Here is a 12,315-nt window from a genome sequence, read left to right as displayed (position 1 = left end):
CACCTTCTCCTCCATATACGAAGCGGCGGACGCGCACCGGCTGTTCTGGCGCGTCCGCCGCAATTGCGTCTGCTCACGTGTTATCGGGATACGCGCACTACCCCTGCCACTTGCCAAGAATCTGCTCGGCGGTCTGCTTAATCTCCGGCTCGGAAGACGATGCGGCGGCCTTCACGGTCTCCAGCGCCTTCGGACTCGCCGTCGTGCCGAGTATACGAATCAGCGCAGCTTTGGCCGGCGTGGGCGCGCTCTCAAACGCTGCACACAGCGGTTCGACGACGGCGGGCGGCGTGGCCGAAGCGCTCAGCCGCAGGCTTTCGCCTTCCTTCACCGTGCGGTCCACGGTAACGCCGTTTTCGGTAAACACGACTTGAAGCTGCTTGACCTTGCCGGGAGCCGTGTCGCCAAACACCCCATTCGAGGCAGAAACAGAACCTGCCCCGGAATCGGCGAACTCTTTTACCTTTGCGGCCACGTCGGCTTTCGGGCCGCCAGGCAGTACGCCATACTCGGCCTTCTGGATGACGATTTCACCGCCGGTGCGATCCTTCTCGCGCTGGCAAAGCGCGCTCAACACGCTCTCCGCAGCCTGAATCTCGGCTTGCGAACGCGCGGAAACCAACAGGTCCAGTACGTCCGGCAGTTCGTTTGCGCCAATCTGATCCCGCAACGCGTCCAGCGCTGCCGCGCGCACCGACTCGTCGGCGTCGGACTTGGCTGCGCCCAGCAGCACCGCGACAGGCTTTTCGAGGCCGCCCTTGCTGATGAGCTCGACGGCAATCGTGCGCACGGGTGCCTGGTCGCTTGCGAGCATCGCGCTGATGGCCGCATCACCCGCTTGACCCGGGAAGTAACTCAGAGACTCGCGCGCGACTTTGGACAGGTCGGCATCGTCGCTGCTCACCAGCCCTTGAATCACGGCGACAGCGGGCTCAAACCCGATCTGAGTAAGCGCCTTGATGGCGGCGGCGCGTACAACGGTTGAACCCGATTCGGCCTGCGCAAGCATCGCCTGACCGGCCGCCTGACCACCCCGATATCCCAGGACACTCAACAGAAGGCACTTCCGCTCGTCAGTAAGATCGGGCAACGCGGCGGCAAGCCCCGCTGACACTTGGTCGCCTCCGCCCAGTTCGCGGGCGGCGCGCAGAGCGGCATCCGCCAGATTCCAGTCTTCAGCTTTCAGCCCTTCGATCAGGACAGGAAGCCCCTCTTCGGGTCCGAGGCTCAATGCGGCGCCCCGCAATGCGGCAGCCTTAACCTGTGCGGGGGCCTTTTCGACACCGCGTACCGCTTCGTACAGCGCAGCAGCCTTCTTCTCTTTGCCCTTCGCAACCAACGATTCCGCGCACGCCAGCAATCCGTCGCAGCGCGCCAACAACAGGAGTGGCGGCACATCGGCTTGGGCCACGGCATCCTCCAAGGCGTCCGCCGCCTTCGGCGAAGCGATCTTGCCGAGGGCGCGCGCTGCTGCCTGGGCTACTTCCGCGTCGCCGTCGGACAACAAAGCGACAAGGGAAGGCACGGCTTGTTCATCTTTGCGGGCGGCTACGGAACCGATCATTCCGATGCGAAGCGCGCCGGTGGTGGCATCCAAGGCGGCGCGCAGTGCGTCGCCTGCTTCAGAGCACGGCATGGGCTCCAAGGCCATCCGGGCAAAATGGGACATCTTTTCGTCGGTGAGCAGGGCCGCCAGCGCAGGTACGGCTTCCTTCCCGCCGGTAAGCGCCAATGCACGGCACGCTTCGGATTTCTCGCGCAGTGAAGCGTTCGACTGCAACACGGCAACGGGGTCTGGGGTTTGCGCCAGCGCGGGCGAGATGCAGGCCAAGGCCATTAAACCGGCCAACAAGAGCGGCGTAACTACGTTCCGCATGGTTTTGCGTTCTCCTCTTGCTATGTTCTTCATATCGTCCACGGTCCTCGCTCGGCGCGCGACCGCAGCCGGTTGGCCTCGTCATCACCCACGAACTCTTCTTTTACGGGGTCGAACTGCATGTCTCGTTCGAGCCACATGCAGATGTTGGCGGCATGAACCGTGCTCATCGAACGATGCATGACCGACGCGTTCGCGACCGTCTGCTCGCGCGACTTCACGCAGTCCAGGAAATTGCGCATGTGGTCGAGCGACCGGCCCGTACGCGCGACGTATTCGCCGATTACCGTCTTGTATTCGGCCAGCAGTTCCGGCGACGAGACGGCGGGCATCGTATACCCGTCGGCCGCGGCAACCCAGCCGCGCTCCCCGTCAAACCGTTCGCCGCACGACCCGTACCAGTATTTGTCGCCGCGCGAGAGAATGAGTTTCTGACCGTTGGCCATCGTGCAGACCATGCCGTCGCCCGTCTCGTTGTCGACGTACTCGTACTTCACCGGCGACGTGTCGCCCGCTTCGAGACCCGCTTGTGCTTGGGCGAACGTGTGCGCGCCCCACTCGCCGATGCAGCTCGTATGGAAGTCGTAGTCGCCGTGCCACGCACCCTGCGCGACGTAGGCCTTGTTGAAGGGACGCCACGGGCACGGGCCCAACCAGATGTCCCAATCGATCTCGTCTTGAGGAGGCAGCGGTTCCTCGGGTTTCCAATCGTGCTTCATCTTGGCGGCATCCCAGGGCGCGATGTGCGCGTAGGCGGTGTGCACCTTGCCGAGACGCCCTGTCCGGGCCATTTCAATGCAGAATACGTGGTTGGCTTCGCTGAGACGCTGCGTACCGGTTTGATAAACGCGTCCGTATCGCTTTGCCGTTTCAACGACAGCCTGGCCTTCCGCGATCGTCATGGAAGAAGGCTTTTCCGAGTACACGTCTTTCCCGGCGCGCATTGCACGGACCGCGGCCTGGGCGTGCCAATGGTCGCCGGTGGCGATGAGCACGGCGTCAATGTCGTCGCGTTCGGCGAGAAATTCGCGGATATCGCGGTACATGGCGCAGTCTTTGTTGCCGTTGTGCTCGTCCACAAAGGCTTTTACGGCTTCGCGCTGCTGTTTCCAGATGTCGCAGATTGCGAGAACCTGCACATCGTCATTTCCGATGATCCAGCGCAGGTCATGAAACCCGCGTCCGTGAATACCGATACCGCCCACGGTAATGCGTTCCGAAGGGGGAGTAGCGCCACCCCTGCCCAATACCGATGCCGGCACAATGTTTGGGACGGCCACGGCGGCCGCCGCCCTGCGCATGAAACTTCTGCGCGAGATTGTCTTGTCCATTCGACCGTCTCCTGATGCCATCCGAAATCCTCCACGTAGATCTGGCCCGGACCTCCCCAACACGAATAGACGCCCATCCTAGAGTATTTCCAAGTTGTCATCAATGTGCGGGCCGTGCTGTCAACTTGGCGTGACCGTACAGGGGGGGAGTGAGTAGGACATGTTACGAGCGTGGGCAGAAACTACAGCGTATCGCATCAGGGAAGCTTTCGCTATAATGACACGCCGTCGGATGTCCCATTGTGCCATGGGCGTCTAACCCAGAGGAAGTACGTAGTCTCTGAGTTTATTCGTGGAACAACTGGAGGTATGGACTTGCCGGGAATGGTTTCGGATTGGTGTTTCCACGCACGGCTGCCATTCGACGCAGCGCTTCCCGGCCCCCAATCCACGAGCTCCCCATCAGTTTCAAGACGTTCCCGTCGACATACCAGAACAAGCCGATTCGCGCCGCTTCAACGTCCTGGAATCTCAACGAAACTTGCCGCCTTTGCCGTGTTGTGTCTGGCGTTGTCTCACGCAGCCTATGGAGCCGAGCCAGGAGAGGTACTGGGCGCGGACCTCCGGGGATTGGAATGGTGGCAGGTCATCGTGGCGGCGTTCATGGGTGGGGCAGTCGCTTACCTTCTGGGCCGCCGATGGCTGTGGAAGCCTGAGTCAACGGCCTCACAAACGCTGCGCGAAAGCGAGAACAAGTTTCACGCCCTGGCCGACCTGTCGGCAGCGGCCATCTTCATTCACCGCGGTCAGAAGTTCTGTTACATGAATCGCGCCGCCACGATTATCTCGGGGTTTTCCACCGAAGAACTGCTCAATATGAATTTCTGGGACCTGGTGGTGCCCGAATGGCGAGAACTTGCGCGCGAACGGGGACTGGCACGGCTCAGGGGCGAGGAAACGCGCGAACGGTATGAATTGGCCATTCGCTGCAAGGATGGCGGCGACCGATGGATTGCGTTGACCAATCAGGTCATCGATTATGAGGGCAAAGCCGCGGTGCTTGGCACGTTCCAGGATATTACGGAACACAGAAGCACGGAAGAGGCGCTGCGGCAGCGAAACGAAGAGTTGGAGGCGCTAAACCGCCGCCTAAGAAAGGTCATTGATGCCTCCAAGCGCATGGCCGTGAGTTCCTCGGTGGAGGAGCTTGGGCGGATCGCGATGGATCAGTTCGCTGACATGGTGGGCGCGGAAGGGGGATGCCTCTTCATAAAGCGAGGGGATGCCCTTGTGCGCGTCTATTCGCTGGACGGCGACCACGTGCCGGCCCAGATTCCGCTCCCGCTTCGTGAGCACAGTGTATTTGGGCGGGTGTGGGAGACCAAGACTTCGATTCTGATTGAGGATATCAAAGCGCGGACGGACATTGACCGCAGCGGGTGGGACGGGTATTTCGAACAGTCTGTGCTTTCGCTTCCGTTGCTCAGCGACCAGGGTGATGTGTCGGGGATCATCGCGCTGCACAACAAGAAGCTCGCGCCGTTTACCGTGCAAGATCGCGACTTGGCCATGATCCTCGGATCGCTGTGTTGCGAGACCATGAAGTCCATGGAAGCCTCCGCGGCGATGAAGACCAGCGAATCGAAGTATCGCGACCTTGTGGAGAGCGCAAACACCATCATTCTCCGGATGAACACGAAGGGCGAGGTCACGTTCATCAACGAATACGCCCAATCGTTTTTTGGCTATTCGGAAAATGAAATCATTGGACAGAATGTCGTGGGGACTATTGTCCCGGATCACGACCGTGCGGGAAGAGACTTGGCCGCGATGGTTGCCGACATCGTCCGGTATCCCGACCGCTACAATCCCAACGAAAACGAAAACATGCGCCGCAACGGAGAGCGCGTGTGGGTATCATGGTCGAACAAGCCGCTTCAACGGCCCGACGGCAGTTTCTCCGAGCTGCTCTGCGTTGGGACCGATGTGACTCAGCGCAGACTCTCGGAGCAACTGCTCCGCGAAAGCGAGGAGCGTTACCGCAGTTTCTTCGAGAACACTTCCGAGGGCATTTATCGATACGAGACAAAGAAGCCCATCCCCATTTCGGCTTCCGTCGATGAGCAGTTCGACTTAATCATGGAGAATGTCTATCTGGCGGAATGCAATGACGCCATGGCGCGCATGCACGGGCTTAGCCGTGCGGAAGAGTTCATCGGCGTAAGCCTCAAGCAGTTTTCGGCGGAGGACCCCCGCAACATCAAGTATGTCAGGGAGTTCATACAGGCCGGGTATCGGCTCGACGACTTTCCAACGATCATCACCGATGCCAAGGGTAACGCCCATCACTTCATCAACAGCCTTGTCGGCTTTGTGGAAGATGGCTATGTCGTCCGAGCCTGGGGAGTCCAACGGGACATTACCGATCGCATACGGAATGCGGAAGCATTACGCGAGCGGGATGAGATGATCCGGTCATTGGTCGAAACGTCGCGCGACTGGATTTGGACCGTGGACGTAAACGGCGTTCACACCTTCAGCAATCCGGCGGTCGAGTCCATTCTCGGATACAAACCGGAAGAGATTGTCGGACGGAGTGGAACGGACCTGACGCACGAGGAAGATCGAGCCATCTTCGAGGACCAGTTCCCCAGATGGGTCGCGGAGCGGCGCGGATGGCGGAACATTATGGTCCGCTGGAAACACAAGGAAGGGGCATGGCGCTTCCTTGAGAGTACCGCGGTTCCTATTGTGGATTCGGACGGCAACTTGACGGGATTTCGCGGCGTCGACCGCGACGTAACCGACCGCAGGCAGCTTCAGGAGCAGTTGCTGCAATCGCAGAAGATGGAGGCCGTCGGCCAGTTGGCAGGGGGAATCGCGCACGATTTTAACAACCTCCTTCAGGCCATACTCGGCTACACGGATTTGATTCTCGAAGATTTGGCCCCGGGGGACAATCACCGCTCCGAGTTGGAGCAGGTGCGGCTTGCGGCCGAACGCGCCAGCACCCTCACGCGTCAGTTGCTTACCTTCAGCCGACGTCAGGTTATCCAGCCTGTCCCCGTTGACTTGAACGAACTGGTTGCGGGACTGATGAAGATGCTGCGCCGCATTATCGGCGAACACATCCAGCTCGACATCATTCCCGGACACCGCCTTGGGACGGTTCACGCGGACGTCAGCCAGATCGAGCAAGTCTTGCTGAATCTCTGCGTCAATGCCCGCGACGCGATGCCCGATGGCGGGCGGCTCACCATCGAAACCGAGAACGTTGTCGTGGATCACGAGTTCAAAGTGAATCACCCGTGGGCCAAAGAAGGCCGCTACGTATTGCTCAGCGTGACGGACACCGGCTGCGGTATGGAGAAGACCGTGCTGGAGCACGTATTCGAGCCGTTCTTCACAACGAAAGGCGAAGGTGAGGGTACGGGGCTCGGTCTTGCTACGGTCTACGGTATCGTCAAGCACCACGACGGCATGATTCACACGTACAGCGAAGTCGGGAAAGGCACGACCTTCAAGGTCTATCTGCCCATTTCACAACGGGCCGCCGTGACGATCGGCGATAAGGTAACCGGCATGGCGCCCGGTGGAACGGAGACGATTCTCCTCGCCGAAGACGAAGAGATGATTCTCAACCTCGCGGCGCGGCTCCTGCGCGATGCCGGCTACACGGTGCTGACCGCGTCCGACGGTATTGAAGCCATGTACATGTTCGACGCGCACGCGGATGCGATCGATCTGGCCTTGCTCGATGTCGTGATGCCACGCATGGGCGGTCGCGAAGTGCAGAAGCGAATCCGAGAGAAAAAGCCGCACGTGAAGTTTCTCTTTGCGAGCGGTTACAGCGCCAACGCCATTCACACGAACTTTGTATTGGCCGAGGATCTGCAGCTTATTCAGAAGCCGTATCAACGCGACGCGCTGCTGCGAAAAGTCCGGGAAGTCCTCGACTCCGCATAGGATCTCCTGGAATTCGCGAAGGGAATCCTCTGCGCGTTACTGCGCCGTACAGTTGTGGGCTGCGAATCTCCTTGGTCCGTGCAGGTTCTGAATTCGATAGTTGACGTTCCGGAGAACGCGTCTGGGCGTAATCGTGAACAGACAGGGGAGGCGCTGAAATGCTGGGACTGCAATTCATTAAGGTACAACCCACCGAATACATTCTTCAGTACCGAAAAGGGGTTCTTGTGCGGGAAGGGGAGGGGCTTTCCTTTTTCTATTTCGCTCCCACCACGTCGTTGGTTCGAATTCCGATAGCAAGCGTAGATTTGCCGTTCATCTTCGAGGAAGTGACGGCTGACTTTCAGAAGATTACCATCCAAGGCCAACTCGCGTACCGGGTATCGGATCCAAAGAAGCTCTCCCGGCTCATGAACTTCACCTTGGCGCCGAACGGAAAATCGTATGCATCGGAAGATCCCACGCGACTGCCTCAACGTTTGGTGAATCACACGCAGGTGCTTACGCGTTCCGCATTGAAGGCCATGTCGCTTCGCGACGCCTTGGGAAGCAGTGACACGTTGGTTGCGCAATTGCGCGAAGGCATGCGGAGCGCGGAAGCGATTACGTCGCTGGGAATCGAAGTGCTTGGCTTGTCCATCCTGGCGATCAAGCCGACACCCGAGACGGCTCGCGCGCTGGAAGCGGAGGTTCGAGAGCAGATCCTGCGCCAGGCGGACGAGGCCGTATACCTGCGGCGCAATGCAGCGGTCGAGCAGGAGCGCGCCATCAAGGAGAACGAACTCAATACCGAGATCGCCGTGGAAAACAAGCAACGCCAAATCCGCGAAACCCAGATGGAGGCGGAAAAGTCCGTCCAGCAGAAGAAGAGCGAATTGATGGAAGCGGAAATGGCTGCGCAGATCACGTTGGAAGAGAAGAAGCGCGAACTCGTTGCACTTGCGACACAGAACGCGCGTCAGGAAGCGGACACCCAGGCGTACCAGATTTCCGCGATTATGAAGGCCGTTGCTGACTCCGATCCACGCGTGCTCGAAGTCCTGGCTACTTCGCGAATGGGGTCCAGCGACTTGATCGCCCTGGCCTTCAAAGATCTTGCCAAGAGCGCCGGAAAGATTGGAGAGCTTAACCTTTCGCCCGATTTGCTGCGTGAGTTGATGAATAGACCTGCGGCCGAGTCATGAACCGGATCTCGGAGAACAAGATCGTTCTCATCACGCGCAAGACGCGGTTGGACGAACTTGTCATTCGTTTTAACACGGAGGCGCAGGCTCGCTTCTACATCGAACACCTCGGCGCGGATTTCACGGATTATCAACGAGAGGATGCGCGTTACAAGAAGGCGGTTGCGTCCGCGCAGTTATGTCTCTCCGAAATAGGCCGACTTCAAACCGTGGACCGGTCCTTCCTGCCCAACTTCGTATTTGGCGAAAAGGACGTGATTGTGGCGATAGGCCAGGACGGCCTTGTTGCGAACACGCTCAAGTATCTCGACAAACAACCCGTGATTGGCGTGAATCCCGATCCCGAGCGTTGGGAGGGAGTCCTGTTGCCCTTCCGCGTGGAGCAGCTCAAACGAATCACTCCCGCCGTGTTTGCTGGAGAACTGCCTATCCGCAAGGTGACCATGGCCAAAGCCGAGTTGAACACGGGCCAGACCCTGCTGGCCGTCAATGACCTGTTCATCGGTCCGAAGACGCACACATCCGCCAGGTACCAACTTCAGATAGGGGGGACGAGCGAGCGTCAATCCTCCAGCGGCATTATCGTGTCCACCGGGTTAGGATCTACCGGTTGGCTGCGTAGCATCGTCGCGGGGGCTGCGGGTATTGCGTACGCAATCTCCGGCGTCAAAACGGAATCCAGTCAGGTTCATGCTGTTCCGTGGGACGCCCCATTCCTGTATTTTTCCGTGCGCGAACCGTGGCCCAGCACAACTACTTCGGCAAACGTGACATTCGGAACGGTGACCCCCGCAAGCCCGTTGCAGATTGTTTCTGAGATGCCGGATAGCGGCGTCATATTCAGCGATGGTATCGAGAAGGACTTTCTCGATTTCCAGGCGGGCACACTGGCAAGTATCGGCGTTGCCGAGAGGCAAGGTCACATCGTCGTCGAAAAATAGCGCTGTAGCGGCGCGGAGTACAGCTTCCCCTGTCGTTCCTTAGGTTACGACAATTTTCAGAATCTCACGCGCGCGGTCTCGAGCTTCGATGCGCCGCTCGCGAGGTATTGCGAAGAAGTTCGTTGCGCGGCGCGGGTAAACATGGCTTTCCAGAAACCCTTCCAGTCCCAGTCCGTCGTGATTGTGGGCCACGGCATTCGGCGCCAAGACTGCATAGTCGTGATCGTGCAGGAACTGCCAGAGCGCGGTTTTGGTGTAGCCGAGCCGCTCGTCGGGTCCGCTTTCAAACATCATGAACGGACGCGAATGACTCAGCACGGCCTGAGCGCCACGAAACACGCCCAACTCGGCGCCTTCCACGTCAATCTTGATTACATCGATCTTCTTCGCGCCGAGCAGGTCATCGAGCGTGGCAACCTTGACCCGTATCTCTTTGTTTGCGCTCGAACCGGTCACATCCGATAGACTGCTGTACCCGGTCTGCTCCAAATTGATGAAGAACGACGCTTCCCCGGGCACCTCGCCGACCGCGCACTCGTGCAGCGTGATGCGGGGAAACTTCCTGCGAAGGTTGGCAACCTTCTCCGGAATGGCCTCCACGGCAATGATCTCGACGGATGGATCATGGTGCTGCACGGCGTCGATCATAATGCCGATGTGCGCGCCGACATCCACGAACACTTGCCCCGCGCGACACAGGCGCGTGACCAGCACCATGGCGATATAATCGTTGGCGATGCAGCCAATGCTTTCCGGATTCGTCAACGCGGATTGTACGAGCTGCAACGAATCGCGTGCCGACATCAGGAATCGTCCAGCGAGTGTGCCCACCAAATTCTGTTTCAGCGACTGCAGACCACTCATGTTCAACAACTCCTTGCGGAAACGGCAAACGCCGATACATAGTCGATCAGATAAGAAGGACTGCGTGGCCCTCCGAATTCGGGCGCAGCATTGCGTCGCGAGTGTACACGTTGACCAGGCACGCGGCAACCGGCTTCTCACGGCCCGCGCGACGCTCTCGCCTTATTTCATCTGTTCCCCGATGTAGTTGCCGTAGGTCAGCAACAGCACGGCGGAGAGCAGGATGGTCAACGCGATAGCCAAGGTCCTTCGGGTAAGGCGGCGGCAATCGATCCATTCGCGCAAGAAGAGGCCGACGAGATTGCTAATGAGCACGAGCATGACCATGTGGATGGCCCAACTCGTGAACTTGTAGTTGCCCATCCGGACGTGGCCGAGGTTGTAGAAGAAGAACTGGCCGTACCAGAAGACGCCGGTGGTGATGGCCATGGCCCAGTTCACCCGGAGCGATGCCTCGGGCTGTCCCGCGGGCAGCGCGACAATCTCGCCGAGGGTCTTGTGCCGCGCGTGCAGGTAGAGGCAGTAGATTGAGGTCGTCACAAACGCGCCGGTGTTGGAGAAGATGTACACGACGTTGCCGCGCCAGATGCCCGCCCCGTGCGCGGTCGCCACGTCGGCGATGGGTTCACCGGCTTCCAGCGCAAAACCGTAGACCGCCGACAAGACGCCAGCCAGCAGCGATAGGAGCAGTCCCTTCAAGAGCGAGAATTGTCCAGTCAATTCCTGGGAACTGAGGTCCTTCTCCTTGAGGCGTCCCGCAACGCCCGTGAACGCGATGCCCAATGTGCCCGCAACGATACCCGCAATAATCCACCCCGCGCCGGGGCGGCTCAACGTCGATACGAGCGTGCCTTTCACGATTGGCGGAATGAGGGTGCCGAGGACGCTCGATAGGCCAACCGCAATCGCATACGTGAGCGAAAACCCGATATACCGAATCGAAATCCCAAACGCCGTGCCGCCAATTCCGTAGGCCGCGCCCAGCAGGAACGAGCGGAGCATCGCGTCCCTGGGGGCTTCGCGCAACACGTCGGCGAGCTGGGGAATCGTGAGCCACGCGCCGATGATCGGCAAGAGAAACCAGCAGAACGAGGCCTGCGTGATCCAGTAGGTTTGCCAGGACCATCCCTTGACTCGCTTCTCCGGCGTGTAGCACGTCGCGGCGAACATCGCGCCAATTGCGTGCATCGCCACACCCAGGAATGGATTGGCCGCTACCGTCTCCATGTGTTCCCCCTTCTTGCGCTGCCGTCCCCCACGGAAGTTGGGAGCTATACTATCATCTTTTTCGGGTAATCGCCTTGCGTTTTCACGCGTGCCCCCTCACAATACGCCCGTGCCGCGCCAAGACGGCCTCAGTCGTTCGGCCCTATTGTTCGAACCGCGGTGCGCCACACACTCATAACCGCGTGGAGTTTCATTCATATGGGTTTCTTGACCGTTGTCCGCCACGGACAGGCCTCGTTTCATGAAGACGAGTACGACAGGCTTTCGTCCCTCGGCGAAGAGCAGGCGCGCTGTCTGGGCGCGTACTGGGCGCGGCACGGAATCCGGTTCGATCGTGTGGTCTCGGGGCCGCTGATCCGCCAGCGTCGCAGCGCGGAGATCGCGGGCGAAGTGTACGCATCTGAGGGCTTTCATTGGCCGGGTGTGGAAGTCGTCGACGAACTGGCGGAACTGCCGGGAGAGGCGTTGGCGGCAAAGTTCATGCCGCAACTGTGCATGGAAGACCCGTTTGTGCTCGAAGCGATGCAGCGGTTTGGCGAGTCCGACGACCGAGCGGAACGCGAGCGGCTCTTTCAAAAGGCCTTCGAGAAATTGCTGTTGAAGTGGGCGCGCGAGGAATACGCTCACACGGATATCGAGTCGTTTGCGGCGTTCATCCAGCGCGTGCGCGACAGCTACGAGCGCGTGACGCTATCGGGCGAGAACGGCCAACGCGTCGCCGTGTTTACCTCGGGCGGGCCGACCGCCGTCGCCATGTACATGGCCCTCGGCACGTCGCTGGAGACGACGCTCGAACTCGCGTGGCAAGTCCGCAACGGTTCGTTCACCGAGTTTCAGTTCACGAAGGATCGGTTCTCGCTCAACACGTTCAATGCGACGCCTCACTTGTCCGAGCCGCGTCTGTGGACGTATCGGTAAGCGACTGGCCGCGCGCGTCACACCCCGCGCAGCCGTTCAATAAGCGGCGGTAGAACATCCATTAATCG

The 12,315-nt window shown here is 59.6% G+C and carries 8 protein-coding genes; 4 read left to right on the top strand and 4 right to left on the bottom strand.

Translation table 11 applies throughout. From position 1 onward, the window contains the following. Positions 1-97: 97 nt before the first annotated feature. Both K1Y02_03365 and K1Y02_03360 read right to left on the bottom strand, forming a co-directional pair. Positions 98-1,876, bottom strand: coding sequence for a HEAT repeat domain-containing protein (locus K1Y02_03365; protein MBX7255379.1), 1,779 nt, complete (start codon positions 1,874-1,876; stop codon positions 98-100). Positions 1,877-1,905: 29 nt separating this feature from the next. Continuing rightward, positions 1,906-3,207 carry a Gfo/Idh/MocA family oxidoreductase gene (locus tag K1Y02_03360; GenBank protein ID MBX7255378.1) on the bottom strand — a complete coding sequence of 434 codons (1,302 nt, stop codon included), beginning with the start codon at positions 3,205-3,207 and terminating at the stop codon, positions 1,906-1,908. A 510-nt stretch (positions 3,208-3,717) separates the two neighbouring features. Between K1Y02_03360 and K1Y02_03355 the strand changes: the two genes are divergently transcribed. From K1Y02_03355 to K1Y02_03345, 3 genes are all read left to right on the top strand, one after another. Further along, positions 3,718-7,113 (top strand): PAS domain S-box protein, encoded by a 3,396-nt coding sequence (locus tag K1Y02_03355; protein MBX7255377.1) that lies wholly within the window; start codon positions 3,718-3,720, stop codon positions 7,111-7,113. Positions 7,114-7,271: 158 nt separating this feature from the next. Next, a complete protein-coding gene (locus K1Y02_03350) occupies positions 7,272-8,297 on the top strand; it encodes an SPFH domain-containing protein (protein MBX7255376.1) in 1,026 nt (341 codons plus the stop codon). Next, on the top strand, positions 8,294-9,238 hold the full coding sequence (locus K1Y02_03345) for a sugar kinase (GenBank protein MBX7255375.1): 945 nt from the start codon (positions 8,294-8,296) through the stop codon (positions 9,236-9,238). The genes K1Y02_03350 and K1Y02_03345 overlap by 4 nt, the downstream gene beginning before the upstream one ends. Before the next feature lie 39 nt (positions 9,239-9,277). Here K1Y02_03345 and K1Y02_03340 read toward each other — a convergent pair whose 3' ends face one another. Together K1Y02_03340 and K1Y02_03335 are read right to left on the bottom strand one after the other, a co-directional pair. Beyond that, positions 9,278-10,042 (bottom strand): FkbM family methyltransferase, encoded by a 765-nt coding sequence (locus tag K1Y02_03340; GenBank protein ID MBX7255374.1) that lies wholly within the window; start codon positions 10,040-10,042, stop codon positions 9,278-9,280. A gap of 222 nt (positions 10,043-10,264) precedes the next feature. After that, complete coding sequence (locus K1Y02_03335) at positions 10,265-11,329, bottom strand: rhamnose:proton symporter (GenBank protein ID MBX7255373.1); 1,065 nt, start codon at positions 11,327-11,329, stop codon at positions 10,265-10,267. A 198-nt stretch (positions 11,330-11,527) separates the two neighbouring features. On the opposite strand from K1Y02_03335, the gene K1Y02_03330 reads away from it, so the two are divergent. Beyond that, entirely contained in the window at positions 11,528-12,247 is a 720-nt protein-coding gene (locus tag K1Y02_03330; GenBank protein ID MBX7255372.1) for a histidine phosphatase family protein, read from the top strand. Positions 12,248-12,315 lie beyond the last annotated feature (68 nt).

It is taken from the genome of Candidatus Hydrogenedentota bacterium (assembly GCA_019695095.1).
GTDB lineage: Bacteria > Hydrogenedentota > Hydrogenedentia > Hydrogenedentales > SLHB01 > JAIBAQ01.
The sequence above is the reverse complement of the archived record's forward strand: the minus strand, read 5'-3'. Positions and strand labels throughout refer to the sequence as shown.